26 protein-coding genes are annotated in these 15,917 nt (G+C 61.1%); 1 reads left to right on the top strand and 25 read right to left on the bottom strand.

The features are described from left to right. Window positions 1-3 precede the first annotated feature (3 nt). The 21 genes from rplO to rpsJ form a co-directional block, all read right to left on the bottom strand. Window positions 4-447: a 50S ribosomal protein L15 gene (gene rplO, locus ACDH77_RS04775; protein ID WP_011346542.1), complete on the bottom strand. Its 444-nt coding sequence runs from the start codon at window positions 445-447 to the stop codon at window positions 4-6. Window positions 448-451: 4 nt separating this feature from the next. Beyond that, on the bottom strand, window positions 452-643 hold the full coding sequence (rpmD, locus tag ACDH77_RS04770; RefSeq protein ID WP_003486678.1) for a 50S ribosomal protein L30: 192 nt from the start codon (window positions 641-643) through the stop codon (window positions 452-454). Continuing rightward, window positions 636-1,178 (bottom strand): 30S ribosomal protein S5, encoded by a 543-nt coding sequence (gene rpsE / locus ACDH77_RS04765; RefSeq protein ID WP_003486682.1) that lies wholly within the window; start codon window positions 1,176-1,178, stop codon window positions 636-638. Before rpsE ends, rpmD begins: the two co-directional genes overlap by 8 nt. A gap of 159 nt (window positions 1,179-1,337) precedes the next feature. After that, window positions 1,338-1,697 (bottom strand): 50S ribosomal protein L18, encoded by a 360-nt coding sequence (rplR, locus tag ACDH77_RS04760; RefSeq protein ID WP_003486684.1) that lies wholly within the window; start codon window positions 1,695-1,697, stop codon window positions 1,338-1,340. A gap of 91 nt (window positions 1,698-1,788) precedes the next feature. Further along, the gene (rplF, locus tag ACDH77_RS04755; protein ID WP_031421274.1) at window positions 1,789-2,316 is read right to left on the bottom strand and encodes a 50S ribosomal protein L6; all 528 of its coding nucleotides are present in this window, start codon (window positions 2,314-2,316) and stop codon (window positions 1,789-1,791) included. 15 nt (window positions 2,317-2,331) lie between these two features. Then, window positions 2,332-2,730, bottom strand: coding sequence for a 30S ribosomal protein S8 (gene rpsH / locus ACDH77_RS04750; RefSeq protein WP_003486688.1), 399 nt, complete (start codon window positions 2,728-2,730; stop codon window positions 2,332-2,334). Window positions 2,731-2,935: 205 nt separating this feature from the next. Next, on the bottom strand, window positions 2,936-3,241 hold the full coding sequence (rpsN, locus tag ACDH77_RS04745) for a 30S ribosomal protein S14 (protein ID WP_008571667.1): 306 nt from the start codon (window positions 3,239-3,241) through the stop codon (window positions 2,936-2,938). A gap of 18 nt (window positions 3,242-3,259) precedes the next feature. Continuing rightward, window positions 3,260-3,802 (bottom strand): 50S ribosomal protein L5, encoded by a 543-nt coding sequence (gene rplE, locus ACDH77_RS04740; RefSeq protein WP_008571668.1) that lies wholly within the window; start codon window positions 3,800-3,802, stop codon window positions 3,260-3,262. Window positions 3,803-3,813: 11 nt separating this feature from the next. Next, window positions 3,814-4,131 carry a 50S ribosomal protein L24 gene (gene rplX, locus ACDH77_RS04735; protein WP_008571669.1) on the bottom strand — a complete coding sequence of 106 codons (318 nt, stop codon included), beginning with the start codon at window positions 4,129-4,131 and terminating at the stop codon, window positions 3,814-3,816. 15 nt (window positions 4,132-4,146) lie between these two features. Further along, complete coding sequence (gene rplN / locus ACDH77_RS04730; RefSeq protein ID WP_003486699.1) at window positions 4,147-4,515, bottom strand: 50S ribosomal protein L14; 369 nt, start codon at window positions 4,513-4,515, stop codon at window positions 4,147-4,149. Between the two features lie 14 nt (window positions 4,516-4,529). Beyond that, the gene (gene rpsQ / locus ACDH77_RS04725; protein ID WP_003486701.1) at window positions 4,530-4,799 is read right to left on the bottom strand and encodes a 30S ribosomal protein S17; all 270 of its coding nucleotides are present in this window, start codon (window positions 4,797-4,799) and stop codon (window positions 4,530-4,532) included. Between the two features lie 11 nt (window positions 4,800-4,810). Then, the gene (gene rpmC, locus ACDH77_RS04720; protein ID WP_003486703.1) at window positions 4,811-4,996 is read right to left on the bottom strand and encodes a 50S ribosomal protein L29; all 186 of its coding nucleotides are present in this window, start codon (window positions 4,994-4,996) and stop codon (window positions 4,811-4,813) included. Continuing rightward, the gene (gene rplP / locus ACDH77_RS04715) at window positions 4,996-5,409 is read right to left on the bottom strand and encodes a 50S ribosomal protein L16 (RefSeq protein WP_003486706.1); all 414 of its coding nucleotides are present in this window, start codon (window positions 5,407-5,409) and stop codon (window positions 4,996-4,998) included. Before rplP ends, rpmC begins: the two co-directional genes overlap by 1 nt. A gap of 5 nt (window positions 5,410-5,414) precedes the next feature. After that, a complete protein-coding gene (gene rpsC, locus ACDH77_RS04710) occupies window positions 5,415-6,149 on the bottom strand; it encodes a 30S ribosomal protein S3 (RefSeq protein ID WP_008571670.1) in 735 nt (244 codons plus the stop codon). A 17-nt stretch (window positions 6,150-6,166) separates the two neighbouring features. Beyond that, complete coding sequence (gene rplV, locus ACDH77_RS04705) at window positions 6,167-6,502, bottom strand: 50S ribosomal protein L22 (RefSeq protein WP_109291256.1); 336 nt, start codon at window positions 6,500-6,502, stop codon at window positions 6,167-6,169. Window positions 6,503-6,514: 12 nt separating this feature from the next. Next, the gene (gene rpsS / locus ACDH77_RS04700) at window positions 6,515-6,784 is read right to left on the bottom strand and encodes a 30S ribosomal protein S19 (protein WP_005917128.1); all 270 of its coding nucleotides are present in this window, start codon (window positions 6,782-6,784) and stop codon (window positions 6,515-6,517) included. Between the two features lie 6 nt (window positions 6,785-6,790). Further along, a complete protein-coding gene (gene rplB / locus ACDH77_RS04695) occupies window positions 6,791-7,618 on the bottom strand; it encodes a 50S ribosomal protein L2 (protein WP_003486715.1) in 828 nt (275 codons plus the stop codon). Between the two features lie 10 nt (window positions 7,619-7,628). Continuing rightward, window positions 7,629-7,943 (bottom strand): 50S ribosomal protein L23, encoded by a 315-nt coding sequence (gene rplW / locus ACDH77_RS04690; protein ID WP_014089487.1) that lies wholly within the window; start codon window positions 7,941-7,943, stop codon window positions 7,629-7,631. Beyond that, window positions 7,940-8,545 (bottom strand): 50S ribosomal protein L4, encoded by a 606-nt coding sequence (rplD, locus tag ACDH77_RS04685; RefSeq protein WP_005917124.1) that lies wholly within the window; start codon window positions 8,543-8,545, stop codon window positions 7,940-7,942. Before rplD ends, rplW begins: the two co-directional genes overlap by 4 nt. Window positions 8,546-8,557: 12 nt before the next feature. Next, complete coding sequence (rplC, locus tag ACDH77_RS04680) at window positions 8,558-9,208, bottom strand: 50S ribosomal protein L3 (RefSeq protein ID WP_005917121.1); 651 nt, start codon at window positions 9,206-9,208, stop codon at window positions 8,558-8,560. Between the two features lie 11 nt (window positions 9,209-9,219). After that, the gene (gene rpsJ / locus ACDH77_RS04675) at window positions 9,220-9,555 is read right to left on the bottom strand and encodes a 30S ribosomal protein S10 (RefSeq protein ID WP_008571672.1); all 336 of its coding nucleotides are present in this window, start codon (window positions 9,553-9,555) and stop codon (window positions 9,220-9,222) included. 1,010 nt (window positions 9,556-10,565) lie between these two features. Between rpsJ and ACDH77_RS04670 the strand changes: the two genes are divergently transcribed. Further along, window positions 10,566-11,234 carry a hypothetical protein gene (locus ACDH77_RS04670; protein WP_031421265.1) on the top strand — a complete coding sequence of 223 codons (669 nt, stop codon included), beginning with the start codon at window positions 10,566-10,568 and terminating at the stop codon, window positions 11,232-11,234. A 279-nt stretch (window positions 11,235-11,513) separates the two neighbouring features. Here ACDH77_RS04670 and tuf read toward each other — a convergent pair whose 3' ends face one another. The 4 genes from tuf to rpsL all read right to left on the bottom strand — a co-directional run bounded on the left by tuf (window position 11,514) and on the right by rpsL (window position 15,862). Further along, window positions 11,514-12,704, bottom strand: coding sequence for an elongation factor Tu (gene tuf, locus ACDH77_RS04665; protein ID WP_003486726.1), 1,191 nt, complete (start codon window positions 12,702-12,704; stop codon window positions 11,514-11,516). Between the two features lie 48 nt (window positions 12,705-12,752). After that, window positions 12,753-14,870, bottom strand: coding sequence for an elongation factor G (gene fusA, locus ACDH77_RS04660; protein ID WP_008574200.1), 2,118 nt, complete (start codon window positions 14,868-14,870; stop codon window positions 12,753-12,755). Between the two features lie 137 nt (window positions 14,871-15,007). After that, window positions 15,008-15,475 (bottom strand): 30S ribosomal protein S7, encoded by a 468-nt coding sequence (gene rpsG, locus ACDH77_RS04655; protein WP_005917592.1) that lies wholly within the window; start codon window positions 15,473-15,475, stop codon window positions 15,008-15,010. 12 nt (window positions 15,476-15,487) lie between these two features. Then, a complete protein-coding gene (gene rpsL / locus ACDH77_RS04650) occupies window positions 15,488-15,862 on the bottom strand; it encodes a 30S ribosomal protein S12 (protein ID WP_002811712.1) in 375 nt (124 codons plus the stop codon). Window positions 15,863-15,917 lie beyond the last annotated feature (55 nt).

Genomic DNA, 15,917 nt, shown 5'->3' with positions numbered 1-15,917 from the left:
CGATTACTCCTCTACGCTGCCGCCGGCAGCTTCGATTGCCGCCTTGGCGCCTGCGGTTGCCGCAACGCCCTTCAGCACGAACTTCTTGCTCAGCTCGCCCTTCAGCACGACCTTCGCCTTCTTGGCGCGGCTCGGGACCAGATTGGCCGCACGCAGCGCTGCGAAGTCGACATCGCCGGCATCCAGCTTGTCCAGCTGGTAGGACAACACTTCTGCGGTATCGCGCGCCATCTTGGAGCGGAAACCGATCTTCGGCAGACGGCGCTGCATCGGGGTCTGGCCGCCTTCGAAGCCGGCCTTGATCTTGCCGCCGCCCTTACGAGCGAACGAACCCTTGTGACCGCGACCAGCGGTCTTGCCGAGGCCCGAACCGATACCACGACCGACGCGGGTGCGCTCGGTACGGGCGCCGTCGGCCGGCTTGAGGTCATTAAGACGCAGAGTCATGGGATTACTCCTCAACCTTGACGAGGTAATGAACCGTATTGATCAGGCCACGCACCTGCGGGCTGTCCTTCAGTTCACGCACATCGTTCAGCTTATTCAGGCCCAACGCACGCACCGACAGGCGGTGACGCGACTGGGTTCCACGCAGGCCACGCACCAGGCGCACCTTCACGGTCTTGTTGGTGTCCTTAGCCATGGTTGAGCTCCTCCACCTTCTTGCCGCGCTTGGCCGCAACGCGTGCCGGCGACTGCACTTCCGACAGACCCTTCAGGGTCGCACGGACCAGGTTGATCGGATTACGCGAACCGACAGCCTTGGCCAGCACGTTCTTGACGCCAACCGCTTCCAGCACAGCGCGCATGGCGCCGCCTGCGATGACGCCCGTACCTTCCGAAGCTGGCTGCATGTAGACGCGTGCTGCGCCATGGCCGGACTTGACGGCATGCCACAAGGTGCCGTTGTTCAGATCGACAGTGGCCAGATTCTTGCGCGCCTGTTCCATCGACTTCTGGATGGCAACCGGCACTTCGCGCGCCTTGCCGTAACCGAAACCGACCTTACCCAGACCATCGCCGACCACGGTCAGCGCGGTGAAGGTGAACTGGCGACCGCCCTTGACCGTCTTGCTGACGCGATTGACCGCGACCAGCTTTTCGATCATGCCATCGTCGACTTTCTCTTCGCGGTTACGGTCGCGATCACGACCCCGCGGTGCACGTTCTTCTGCCATCTTGATTCCTTGATTGATTGAGTATGTACGGCTCGAAGCCGCTTATGGTTGTGAAGTGAAGCGGTGTTCCCGGCACCGTTGCAAAAGAACGGGACGGTCCGGCATCTCCCTGCCGGCGGTATCGCGAAGGTGGTCGATGACCACCTCCGCAGCAGTGCTTTAGAACTGCAGGCCGCCTTCGCGCGCAGCGTCGGCAAGCGCCTTGATGCGGCCGTGGTAGCGGTAGCCCGAGCGGTCGAATGCGACCTTCTCGATGCCTGCAGCCTTGGCGCGCTCGGCGATCAGCTTGCCGACCTTAGCGGCCGCATCGCTGTTCTTGCCGTTCTTCAAGCCATCCTTGACGTCGGCCTGCAGGGTATTCGCAGCAGCGATCACCTTGGAGCCGTCGGCAGTGAAGACCTGCGCATACAGATGTTGACCGGTGCGCAGCACCGACAGACGGGCAACGCCGAGCTCACGGATGTGCGCACGGGTGGACTTGGCGCGACGCAGACGGGCGATGTTCTTGTTGATGCTCATGATATTTATCCTACGAAAGCTGAAGGAAAACAGGCTTGTACATTGAAAAGTCCGGCCATGGATGGCCAGGCTCCTCGCAGAGGGACCTGCCTTACGCCTTCTTGGCTTCCTTGCGAATGATGACTTCACCGGCGTACTTCACACCCTTGCCCTTGTAGGGCTCCGGCGGACGGAAGCCGCGAATCTTGGCGGCAACTTCGCCGACGCGCTGCTTGTCGGCGCCCTGGACCACAATTTCGGTCTGGGTAGGAGTCGACAGCGTGATGCCTTCCGGCGCCACGAACACCAGCGGGTGCGAGAAACCGAGCGCCAGGCTCAGGTCCTTGCCCTGCATGGCAGCACGGTAACCGACGCCGACCAGCTCGAGCTTGCGCTCGAAGCCTTCGGAAACGCCCTTGACCATGTTGGCCAGGATGGCGCGCACGGTGCCGGTGAGGGCGATCTGCGACGGATCGTTAGCCGACAGCGTGGCAACGTCGCCATCGATGGCGATTTCGACACCAGCCGGCTTGGGCAGGGTCAACGTGCCCTTCGGGCCCTTGACGCTGACCAGCTCAGGCTGGACCTTGAGTTCAACACCCTTCGGGAGGGAGACAGGCTTCTTGGCTACACGGGACATGTTCGATTCCTTCCCTTAGGCCACGAAGCACAGAACTTCACCACCAACGCCGGCTTCGCGAGCCTGCGCATCGGTCATGATGCCCTTCGACGTGGAGATGATGGCGATACCCAGGCCACCGAGGACCTTGGGCAGCTCGGTCTTGCCGCGGTACTGGCGCAGACCCGAGCGCGAAAAACGCTTCAGGGTCTCGATGACCGGGCGGCCTTCGAAATACTTCAGCACGATTTCCAGTTCCGCCTTGTTGTTTTCGGTCTGGGTCACGCGCAGGTCGGTGATGTAACCCTCGTCCTTCAGGACCTGGGCGATCGCAACCTTAATCTTGGACGACGGCAATTTCACCGTCTGCTTACCAACCGCGGCCGCATTCTTGATGCGAACCAGCAGGTCGGCGATGGGATCAGTCATGCTCATGTGAGTACCTTTGAGTGCACCGATATCCGCTTTCGCGAAAATCTTGTGTTTTCCTGGGGACGGGCCAGGACCCTTGACGCCATGCCAAGCCCGAACGGGCAAGACAGAAGCGGAAGTATACGACAAAAGAGCCCGACTTGCGTCGGACTCTCTTGTTGAACAGAACCATCCTGTTCAAATCCGGCCGCGAACGGCCGAAATGCTGTTACCAGCTCGCCTTACGCAGGCCCGGAACGTCGCCGTTCATCGTGGCCTTGCGCAGCATGTTGCGACCCAGACCGAACTTGCGGTAGACACCGCGCGGACGACCGGACAGCTCGCAACGGTTGCGATAGCGGCTCGGCGACGAATCGCGCGGCAGCTTCTGCAACTTGGTCGACGCTTCGATCTTCTCTTCGTAGGACGCATCCTGACTGGAGAGGATCTTCTTCAGCGCATCACGCTTGCCGGCGAATTTCTTCGCCAGCTTTGCACGCTTGATGTCGCGGTGGATCATGGAGGTCTTTGCCATTTCGGATGTCCTCGACGGTCAGTTACGGAACGGGAACTTGAACGCTGCCAGCAGCGCCTTCGCTTCCGCATCCGTCTTGGCGGTGGTGGTGATGGCGATATCCATACCGCGAATCGCGTCGACGGCGTCGAAGTCGATTTCCGGGAAGATGATCTGTTCCTTCACACCCATGTTGAAGTTGCCACGACCGTCGAAGGAGCGACCGGACACACCACGGAAGTCGCGCACGCGCGGCAACGAGATGTTGATCAGGCGATCCAGGAACTCGTACATCTTGGCGCGACGCAAGGTGGTCTTGCAGCCGATCGGCCAACCGTCACGGATCTTGAAGGATGCGACCGAAACGCGCGACTTGGTGACCACCGGCTTTTGACCGGAGATCTTGGCCATGTCGGCGACCGCATTTTCCAGGATCTTCTTGTTGGTAGCGGCTTCGCCCACGCCCATGTTGAGCGTGACCTTGACCAGCTTCGGCACTTCCATCGGATTGGTGTAGCCGAATTCCTTCATCAGGGCCGGCACCACGTTTTCCTTGTAAAACTTTTCGAGACGAGTGTTCATGATCTCATTCCTCAGGCGTCGAGCGCCTCACCGCTGGAGCGGAACACACGCAGTTTGCGTCCATCCTCCAGCACCTTGAAGCCAACGCGCTCGCCCTTGCCCGTTGCCGGGTTGACGATATTGACGTTGGAGATATGGATCGACGCTTCACGCTCGACCACGCCGCCGGCAACGCCTGCCTGCGGGTTCGGCTTGGTGTGGCGCTTGATGACGTTGGCGTTGGAGACGATCACGCGATCGCCCTCCACACGCACCACTTCACCCTGCTTACCCTTGTCCTTGCCGGTGTTGATGACGACCTGGTCGCCCTTCTTGATACGGTTAGCCATGTGTATGTCCTCCGCTCACAGCACTTCGGGAGCGAGCGAGACGATCTTCATGAACTTCTCGGAACGCAGCTCGCGCGTCACCGGCCCGAAGATGCGGGTCCCGATCGGCTCCTGCTTATTGTTCAACAGCACAGCGGCGTTGCCATCGAAGCGGATCAGCGAACCGTCGGGACGGCGCACACCCTTGCGGGTACGCACCACGACGGCGTCGTAGACTTCGCCCTTCTTGACCTTGCCACGCGGAATGGCGTCCTTGACGGTCACCTTGATGATGTCACCAATGTGTGCGTAACGGCGCTTGGAGCCGCCCAGCACCTTGATGCACATCACTTCCTTGGCACCCGAATTGTCGGCGACATCGAGGTAGCTCTGCATCTGGATCATGATTCAGATCTCCCTTATTCGGCCGAACGGGTGACGATTTCCACCACCCGCCAGTTCTTGGTCTTGGACATCGGAGCAATCTCGGTCACACGCACGACGTCGCCTTCGTTGCAGGCATTGTCGGCATCGTGTGCGTGCAGCTTGGTCGAGCGCTTGATGTACTTGCCGTACAGCGCATGCTTGACCTGGCGCTCCACCAACACGGTGACCGTCTTGTCCATCTTGTTGCTGACGACACGGCCTTCGACCGTGCGCAGCGTTTGCTTTTCGTTATTGTCGCTCATCGCGGCCGTCCTTACTTGGTGCTGCCGAGCAGGTGCTTGACGCGAGCAATCTCGCGGCGCACCCGGCGGGTTTCGTGGGTCTTCGGCAGCTGGCCGGTGACCTGCTGCATACGGAGCGAGAACTGCTCCTTACGCAGATCGGTCAGGTGGGCCTTCAATTCGTCAGCCGACTTCTCGCGGAGTTGTTTGATATCCATCAGCGCACCGTCCGGGTCACGAAAGTGGTGGTCACCGAGAGCTTGGCAGCGGCAAGGCGAAACGCCTCACGTGCGGTCTCTTCGGGGATTCCCTCGATTTCATAGATCATGCGGCCCGGCTGAATCTGCGCGACCCAGTACTCCACGTTGCCCTTACCGGAGCCCATGCGGACTTCGATCGGCTTCTTGGTGATCGGCTTGTCGGGGAACACACGGATCCACATCTTGCCGCCCTTCTTGACGTGGCGGCTGATCGTGCGGCGTGCTGCTTCAATCTGGCGTGCGGTCAGCTGACCGTGCGCCGTGGCCTTGAGGCCGTACTCGCCGAAGCTGACGGCGTTTCCGCTCCATGCCAGGCCGTCGTTACGGCCCTTGTGCATCTTGCGATATTTGGTTCGCTTGGGTTGCAACATTGCCGTTACCTCGCTTCACGAGCCGGGCGCGACGGGCGGTCACCACGGTCGCCGCGATCGTTACGATCGTTGCGCGGGCTGTCGTCCTGCTTTTCCTGGCCAACCTGAGAGAAGTCGAAGACTTCGCCCTTATAGATCCAGACCTTGATGCCGATGATGCCGTACGTCGTGGACGCCTCGGCAAAACCGTAATCAATGTCGGCACGTAGCGTGTGCAGCGGCACGCGGCCTTCGCGGTACCACTCCGAACGGGCAATTTCTGCACCGTTGAGGCGGCCAGCCACATTGACCTTGATGCCCAAGGCACCCAGGCGCATCGCGTTACCGACCGAGCGCTTCATTGCACGGCGGAACATGATGCGACGCTCAAGCTGCTGCGCGATCGACTCGGCGACCAGCTGCGCATCCAGCTCCGGCTTGCGCACTTCGGTGACGTTGATGTGCGCCGGAACGCCCATCAGCTGGCTCACTTCCTTGCGCAGCTTTTCGATGTCCTCGCCACGCTTGCCGATCACCACACCCGGACGGGCGGTGTGAATGGTCACGCGGGCGGTTTTGGCAGGGCGCTCGATCAAGATCTTGCTGACACCTGCCTGCGCGAGCTTCTTGCGCAGCATTTCACGCACTTTCAGGTCGGCTGCCAGATAGGAGGCGAACTCGGCCTTGTTTGCGTACCACTTGGAATTCCAGTCCTTGGCGATGCCGAGGCGGATTCCAGTCGGATGAACTTTATGACCCATGGTCTTTTCCTTTCCGCTTACTTGGCGGCGCCCACAACCACAGTGATGTGGCTGGTGCGCTTGAGGATGCGGGTACCGCGGCCTTTCGCCCGCGCCATGAAACGCTTCAGGGAGGGACCTTCATCAACCATGATGGCCTTGACCTTCAGCTCGTCGACATCCGCGCCCTGATTGTTCTCGGCATTGGCGATCGCCGACTCCACCACCTTTTTGATCAGGTGTGCAGCCTTCTTGTCCGAGAACTTCAGCAGATTGACCGCACGTTCGGCGGACAAACCACGCACCTGGTCAGCGACCAGGCGGGCCTTCTGCGGGGAGATGCGCGCGGTGCGCAGGATTGCTTTCGCTTCCATCGTCATCTCTCCTTACCTGCCCGACTTCTTGTCGCCACCGTGACCCTTGAAGGTCCGGGTGACGGCAAATTCGCCGAGCTTGTGGCCGACCATATTCTCGTTGACGAGCACCGGAATGTGGTTCTTGCCGTTATGCACGGCGATGGTGATGCCTACCATTTCAGGCAGGATCATCGAACGGCGCGACCAGGTCTTGATCGGCTTCTTGCTACCCGCAGCGGACTCCACCTTCTTTGCAAGGTGGTGATCGACGAACGGGCCCTTCTTAAGTGAACGTGCCATGGTCGATTAGCCCCTACGATCGCGGACGATGAACTGCTGGGTGCGCTTGTTCTTGCGCGTCTTGTAACCCTTGGTCGGAACACCCCACGGGGTGACCGGATGCGGATTACCCTGACCAGCCTTCGCTTCACCACCACCGTGCGGGTGATCGACCGGGTTCATGGCCGCACCGCGAACGGTCGGACGAACACCGCGCCAACGCTTGGCGCCGGCCTTGCCCAGCTTCTCAAGGTTGTGCTCGTCGTTGCCGACTTCGCCGATGGTGGCGCGGCACTCGACCGGCACCTTGCGCATTTCGCCCGAGCGCAGACGCAGCGTGGCATAGATGCCTTCGCGAGCGACCAGCTGGACGGCTGCACCGGCGGCACGTGCGATCTGAGCGCCCTTACCCGGCTTCAGCTCGATACCGTGAACCGTCGTACCGACCGGGATGTTGCGCAGCGGCAGCGTGTTGCCGGTCTTGATCGGTGCGTTGGCACCGGCAATGACCTGGTCGCCGGCCTTCAGGCCCTTGGGGGCGATGATGTAGCGGCGCTCGCCGTCGACGTAGCACAGCAGGGCGATATGAGCGGTACGGTTCGGATCGTATTCGATCCGCTCCACACGCGCCGGAATGCCTTCCTTGTTGCGCTTGAAGTCGATGATGCGGTAGTGCTGCTTGTGGCCACCACCGACGTGACGCACGGTGATGCGGCCGTGGTGGTTACGACCACCGGACTTGCTCTGCGAGTCGAGCAGCGCCGCGTGCGGTGCGCCCTTGTGCAGATCGGGAGTAACCACGCGCACGGCGGAACGACGGCCGGGAGAGGTGGGTTTGAACTTCATCAATGGCATGGGATGGACCTCAGGCCTTGGCCGTTACGTCGATGGACTGACCATCAACCAGGCGGACGTACGCCTTGCGCCAATTGCCGCGGCTGCCAGCACGGTTACGGAAGGACTTGCTCTTGCCCTTGACGTTGACCACGTTGACTGCCTTGACCTTGACGTCGAACAGCTGCTCAACCGCGGCCTTTACATCGGCCTTGGTGGCTTCGTTCGAAACTTCGAAGACATACTGGTTGGAAATTTCCTGCAGGCGCGCGGTCTTTTCGGAGACTCGCGGAGCACGCAGCACGCTGAAGATTTTTTCGTTGCTGCTTTTTTCGTTGCTGCTCATGCCAGCCACTCCTCGACCTTCTTGACCGCGTCGGCGGTGATCACGACCGTATCGGCCCCGACCAGAGCGACCGGATCCAGACCCTGCACGTCACGCACCTGCACATACGGCAGATTGCGAGCGGACAGATACAGGTGCTCGGAAGCCTCTTCGGTAACGATCAGCGGGCGCTTACCCACTTCCAGCCCCTTGAGCTTTTCGATCAAGCCCTTAGTCTTGGTCGCTTCGAGGTCGAACGCGTCGACGATCATCAGACGACCCTGACGGTTCAGCTCGGAGAAGATCGCGCAGATGGCCGCACGGTACATCTTGCGGTTGACCTTCTGCTCGAAGCTGCGCGGCTTGGCCGCGAAGGTCACGCCACCGCCGACGAAGATCGGAGCCGTCAGCGCGCCATGACGCGCACCGCCGCCCTTCTGCTTTTTCGACTTCTTGGTCGTGCCCGCAACTTCCGAACGCGTCTTCTGTGCCTTGGTACCGGCGCGACCGGCATTGCGATAAGCGACAACGACCTGGTGAACCAGATCTTCGCTGAATTCGCGACCGAACACGGCATCGGAGACCGAGACCTTGTTGTTGCTACCCGTGATAACGAGTTCCATCGTCATCTCTCCTTATGCCTTGCTCGCCGGACGGACGATCACATCGCCACCAGCTGCGCCAGGCACGGCGCCGCGGATAGCAATCAGACCACGCTCGACGTCGACCTTGACCACTTCCAGGTTCTGCGTGCTTTGCTGCACTGCGCCCATGTGGCCCGACATCTTCTTGCCCGGGAAAACGCGACCCGGGGTCTGGCGCTGACCCAGCGAACCCGGCGCGCGATGCGACAGCGAGTTACCGTGGGTTGCATCGCCCATACGGAAGTTGTAGCGCTTGATGGTGCCCTGGAAACCCTTACCCTTGGTGACGCCCTGGACGTCGACCTTCTGGCCGACCTCGAAGATGTCCGCCTTGATTTCGCCACCGACGGCGAAATCGCCGAGCTGGGCATCTTCAACACGGAATTCCCACAGGCCGCGACCCGCTTCCACCTTCGCCTTGGCGAAGTGGCCTGCAGCCGGCTTGTTGACCAGCGCGGCACGACGGGCGCCAACGGTGACCTGCACGGCGCTGTAGCCGTCAACTTCGACGGTCTTGATCTGCGCGATGCGGTTCGGAGTTGCTTCGATCAGCGTGACCGGTACCGAGCGGCCGTCTTCAGTGAAGACGCGGCTCATACCAGCCTTGCGGCCCACGAAGCCCAACGAATATTTCTTCGTCATGGTCGTAGTCCTCAGGTCAACTTGATCTGGACGTCGACGCCAGCCGCGAGCTCGAGCTTCATCAGCGCGTCCACGGTCTTGTCGTTCGGGTCGATGATATCGAGCACACGCTTGTGCGTGCGGGTTTCGTATTGGTCACGCGCATCTTTGTCAGCATGCGGGGATACGAGGATAGTGTAACGTTCGATCTTGGTCGGCAACGGGATCGGGCCACGCACTTGCGCGCCAGTCCGCTTAGCCGTTTCGACGATCTCGCTGGCCGAACGGTCAATCAAGCGATGATCGAACGCCTTCAGCCGGATACGGATCTTCTGATCCGCCTTCTGACCGGTCTTTTGCTCCGCCATGACGGTGGGTTCCTTCGTTAAAAGAGCGACGGGCAAGGCCTCTGGGATACCTGCCCCGATATTCCTGACGTTGATGAAATCGCCGCGCATCCTGCTGGCGAGGGCATTTCCTCCGCCCAAAAACTGAGGCAGCCCGGTGACCCGGCCTGCCCAGACGGAAAAGTATAATGCGCAACAAGAGCACGGTCAACAACGTGAGAGTTGTTGAGTGCTCCATGCAACGCGACCTTCCCGGTCTGGCGAACACGAGCGGCATCCTGCCGTTCTTTTCGCTGTAACTCAGCGCCCTACCCAGGGACACCGAGCCGCGCATTCTAGCGGCTCACCTCCGCTCCTGCAAGCGCGCGACTCTGATCCGGAGTTAGCCCGGTAGCAGCTGTGACGCATAAACCCGCCCCGGACACCACCTTTGTCGTGGCGCTAGTCCGGACTGACCAGACTCAGGGCCGGGAATCAAACACGACGGACATGGACAACGGCCGGTGTATAGCGGCCCTGGCTCCAGGCAATATCTAACCCCAGCGGCGTTGCCGGGATACTGCGGTGATCGTTGCAGGGCCCTACTTTGCCAACGCGTTTGCATCACCGGTGTGCTGGTGCAGGCAAAGCCTGCCACGACTGCAGCAATGCTGCTTCCGAAGATGGCCCTGCAGATAACACCTAAGCAGCACGCCCCCCCGATCCGCCCGGTGGCAGGGTGTCGACCACCGGCAAGAATCCGCCCACTACACTGGGAACGCCATCCATATCGAACTCACCAACGACGTCCGTATCCGCGCAAGCGGCGCGCCATTTGACGGCGCTGATGCTAGACCGTATCGCGGTGGACGCTTCCGGTCTCAGCGACATCGACGGCCCCACCGGCGCTTATCGGGTCGACCTCCGTCGCGGACCGGATTACCGACAGCTGCAAAGGCGGCATAAGGTAGACGTATCAACCAATATAAGTAACCAACCTTTCTTTCCCACCCGGCCTCGTCCTTGCAGGATTTCGCCACCGGACACCCCCTATGCCCCGGCACTCTCTCTTGTTTTGCGGCCTACTACTCTTCGGACTCGTCGCCCCGCCTTCCCGCGCTGCCAGCAACGATGGCAAAGCCTGCTCGCGCGCGTTGCACCTGACGTTTATTACCTCCGCCAGCGCGACCACGTTGCCGGCGGCATGCGCGCACATCGGTCCGCTCGCACTTGGAATGCGCAAGCAACAGGTACTGGCCGCGCTAGGGCAGCCTGACGTTACCCACACCGATGCGGTGGATCCGAACAGACTCAGCCTGCTGTATCTGTACCCGCGCGACATCAAAGCACAGCTGGCGCAGCATCCGCGTCGAGCTGTCGTGCAAGGCGAGCTGGCGGTGGGATTGCGCAATGACCGTGTCAGCAACCTGATCGCCTTCGCCGATCAGAGGGCGCCCCTGCCCTTCCATCTGCTCGGCCATCCGGTCGGCACCCACATCAACCGCATCCTCCAAACGATCGGCGGCAGCCCGCAATGGAATGCCAGCCGCGATTACGTCCAGTTCTCCGCCATGCCACTGGGCATTGACGTGGACCCGGACACTTTGGCCATCGTCGGGCTGAACATCGCAACCACCAAACAGGAGCTGGACAATTTCGACCTGCCCGGCCTGAATCTGCTCAAGAGCCCGACAAGCGGCTTGATCAACGGCATTCGCTGACTGTTGCCGGCATCTGCGCGCCATGCCGCCTCACGTCATGACAGCCGGTTTGCCAATCCGCGATCATGCCGCCGATGCGACTTGCGCACGCACCCACCGGATGCAGCGTTATGAGTGGGGCAGGCGCCTATTTTCTTCATCTTTCTCTTTGCATCGGCAAGCGCATTCCCGCGCCAGTCAGAGCCCGGCCAACACGCGGACAAAGAAAAAGGCCGGCTCTCGCCGACCTTTTCTTTTCCAGCGACACGGCAGCCGAAGCTGCCGTGCTGCAGGTGTTGCTTACTTGATGATCTTGGCAACCACGCCGGCGCCGACGGTACGACCGCCTTCACGGATGGCGAAGCGCAGACCTTCGTCCATCGCGACCGGGTTGATCAGGGTCACGACCATCTTCACGTTGTCGCCCGGCATCACCATCTCCACGCCTTCCGGCAGCTGGCAGGCGCCAGTGATGTCGGTGGTGCGGAAGTAGAACTGCGGACGGTAGCCCTTGAAGAACGGGGTATGACGGCCACCCTCGTCCTTGGACAGCACGTAGACTTCGGCTTCGAACTCGGTGTGCGGCTTGATCGAACCCGGCTTGCACAGCACCTGGCCGCGCTCGACGTCGTCACGCTTGGTGCCGCGCAGCAGCAGACCGGCGTTGTCGCCTGCCTGACCCTGGTCCAGCAGCTTGCGGAACATTTCCACGCCGGTAACGGTGGTCTTCTGCGTGTCGCGGATACCGACGATTTCGATTTCGTCGCCCACCTTGATGATGCCGCGCTCGATACGACCGGTCACCACGGTGCCGCGACCGGAGATCGAGAACACGTCTTCGACCGGCATCAGGAACGGACGATCCACGTCGCGGGTCGGCTCCGGAATGAACGAATCCAGCGCCTCGACCAGCTTCAGGATCGCCGGCACGCCGATGTCGCTCTGATCGCCGTCCAGCGCCAAACGCGCCGAACCGTGGATGATCGGGGTGTCGTCGCCCGGGAAGTCGTACTTGCTCAGCAGTTCGCGCACTTCCATTTCGACCAGCTCGAGCAGCTCGGCGTCGTCGACCATGTCGGCCTTGTTCAGGAACACCACGATGTGCGGCACACCGACCTGACGCGAGAGCAGGATGTGCTCACGGGTCTGCGGCATCGGGCCGTCAGCGGCCGAGCACACCAGGATCGCGCCGTCCATCTGCGCTGCACCGGTGATCATGTTCTTGACGTAGTCGGCGTGGCCGGGGCAGTCAACGTGCGCGTAGTGGCGGGTCGGGGATTCGTATTCGACGTGTGCGGTCGAAATCGTGATGCCGCGCGCCTTCTCTTCCGGCGCCGCGTCGATCGCGTCGTACGCCTTGAACTCACCACCGAAACGCTCGGCACCGATCTTGGTCAGCGCAGCGGTCAACGTGGTCTTGCCATGGTCAACGTGACCGATGGTGCCGACGTTCACGTGCGGCTTGGTGCGCTCGAATTTAGCTTTTGCCATGACTAACTACCTCTAATTGAAAAATTTGTGAGAAGCGGCTGAGCGAACTCAGCCCTTCTTGGTGACGGCGTCGGCGATATTGGCCGGTGCCTCTTCGTAGTGGTCGAACTCCATCGAGAACGTCGCACGGCCCTGGCTCATCGAGCGCAGCGAAGTGGCGTAACCGAACATTTCACCCAACGGGATCATCGCGTTGATGATCTTGCCCGACGGGCTGTCGTCCTGACCCTGCAACACGCCACGACGGCGGCTCACGTCGCCCATCACGTCACCCAGGTAATCCTCCGGACTGACGATTTCGACCTTCATGATCGGCTCCAGCAACACCGGGCTGGCTTTCGCGAAGCCCTGCTTGAACGCCATCGATGCAGCCAGCTTGAACGCCATTTCCGAGGAGTCGACGTCATGGTACGAGCCGAACACCAGCTTGACCTTCACGCCCACCACCGGGAAGCCGGCGATCGGACCACTGGTGATCGTTTCGCGCAGACCCTTTTCGACCGAGGGGATGAATTCCTTCGGAATGATGCCGCCGGTGATGTCGTTGATGAAGAGGAAATCGTCCTTGACGTTCTCGCTCTTGCGCTCTTCCTCGGTCATCGGCGACAGCTCGATCACGACGTGACCGTACTGACCCTTACCACCGGACTGCTTGGCGTGCTTATAGTCAGACTTGACGTCGGACTTGCGGATCGTTTCGCGGTAGGCCACCTGCGGCTTGCCGACGTTCGCCTCGACATTGAACTCGCGACGCATGCGGTCGACGATGATGTCCAGGTGCAACTCGCCCATGCCCGAGATGATGGTCTGGCCGGATTCTTCGTCGGTCTTGACGCGGAACGAGGGATCTTCCTGCGCCAGACGGCCCAGGGCCATGCCCATCTTTTCCTGGTCCGACTTGGTCTTCGGCTCCACCGCCATCGAGATCACCGGCTCCGGGAACACCATGCGCTCCAGGGTGATGATCTTGTCCTGCGCACACAGCGTGTCGCCGGTGGTGACATCCTTCAGACCCACGGCAGCGGCGATGTCGCCCGCACGCACTTCCTTGATCTCTTCGCGATTGTTGGAGTGCATCTGCAGGATGCGGCCCACGCGCTCCTTCTTCGACTTGACCGGGTTGTAGACCTGGTCGCCGGAGTTCAGCGTGCCCGAATAGACACGGAAGAACGTCAGCGAGCCCACGAACGGGTCGGTCATGATCTTGAACGCCAACGCCGAGAACGGCGCGGTATCGGTGGCAGCGCGCGTGTCTTCCTTCTCGTCTTCGTCGATACCCTGCACCGGCGGACGGTCAGCCGGCGACGGCAGCAGGTGCACGACGCCGTCGAGCATGGCCTGCACGCCCTTGTTCTTGAACGCCGAGCCGCAGAACACCGGCACGATCTCCACCTTCAAGGTGCGCTCGCGCAGACCCGACAGGATCTCCTGTTCGCTCAGGTCGCCCTCGTTGAGGTACTTGTCCATGAGGTCTTCGCTGGCTTCTGCAGCCGCTTCGACCATGAACGAGCGTGCCTCGGTCGCGACATCGACCAGGTCGGCCGGAATATCGCGGTATTCGAAGGTGGTGCCCTGCGATGCGGTATCCCAATGGATCGCCTTCATCTTCAGCAGGTCGACCACGCCCTCAAAGCCGTCTTCGGCGCCGATCGGCACCTGCATCGGCACGGCGTACGCACCCAGACGGGCCTTCAGCTGCTCAACGACCTTGTCGAAGTTGGCACCGGTACGGTCCATCTTGTTGACGAAGGCCATGCGCGGCACGGAATACTTGTTGGCCTGGCGCCACACGGTCTCGGACTGCGGCTGCACGCCACCGACGGCGCACAGCACGAACACCGCACCGTCGAGCACGCGCAAGGAGCGCTCCACTTCGATGGTGAAGTCGACGTGCCCGGGGGTGTCGATGATGTTGAAGCGGTGCTGCGGCATGGACTTGTCCATACCCGACCAGAACGCGGTGGTCGCAGCGGAGGTGATGGTGATACCACGCTCCTGCTCCTGCTCCATCCAGTCCATCACTGCAGCGCCGTCATGGACTTCGCCGATCTTGTGACTCACACCGGTGTAGAACAGGATGCGTTCGGAAGTGGTGGTCTTGCCGGCATCGATGTGGGCCATGATGCCGAAGTTGCGGTAACGCTCGATAGGGGTGGTGCGGGCCACGGGGAGCCTCTCAATTTCTTGGATTTCGGATGGCCGAACGCCGCCTTTCGGCGGCCTTCGGATTGGATGCGACGCAACATGCGTCGCAAACAGCACTCATATGGTGCTGAAGGGCCCCGTTACCAAGGCCCCCGAGGTCACCAGCGGTAATGTGCGAACGCCTTGTTCGCCTCCGCCATACGGTGGGTCTCTTCGCGCTTCTTGATCGCGCCGCCGCGGCTTTCCGAGGCGTCCAACAGTTCTGCAGCCAGCTTACGCGGCATGGTGTTCTCGCCACGCTTGCGCGCGGAATCGATCAACCAGCGCATTGCCAGCGCCATGCGACGGGAGGAACGCACTTCGACGGGCACCTGATAGGTAGCACCACCGACGCGACGCGATTTAACTTCGACAGCCGGGGCCACGTTGTCCAGTGCCTTCTGCACCAGTTCGATGGCATTCGGATTCTTTTCGCCAATGACGTCCATTGCGCCATAGACAATTTTCTCAGCAACCGACTTCTTGCCACTCTGCATCACCATATTGATGAAGCGGGCAATGGTTTCGCTGCCATGCTTTGGATCTGGCAGGACGGTGCGCTGCGGAGTAGAACCTTTACGGGACATTTGAGTATTTCCTTAGCTCTTCGGGCGCTTGGCGCCGTACTTGGAACGGCCTTGACGACGCTTGGCGACGCCGGCGGCGTCCAGCGAACCACGGACGGTGTGATAACGCACACCGGGAAGATCCTTGACGCGGCCACCGCGAATCAGGACAACGGAGTGCTCCTGCAGGTTGTGGCCTTCACCACCGATGTAGCTGATGACCTCTTCCTGGTTGGTCAGGCGCACCTTGGCGACTTTACGCAGGGCCGAGTTCGGCTTCTTCGGGGTAGTGGTGTAGACGCGTGTGCAGACGCCACGGCGCTGCGGACACTTGTCCAGTGCCGGAGAGGCACTCTTGTAGGTGGTCGCTTGCCGAGGCTTGCGGACCAGCTGGTTGATCGTCGTCATCAGTTGATTCTTCTGATTGATAGGCCGAGACGGCCTGCACGAAAACAAAGGCAGG

This window comes from Xanthomonas axonopodis pv. maculifoliigardeniae, assembly GCF_041519315.1.
Taxonomy (GTDB): Bacteria; Pseudomonadota; Gammaproteobacteria; order Xanthomonadales; family Xanthomonadaceae; genus Xanthomonas; species Xanthomonas euvesicatoria.
Note: the sequence above shows the minus strand (reverse complement) of the source record. Positions and strands in the feature narration are given on the sequence as shown.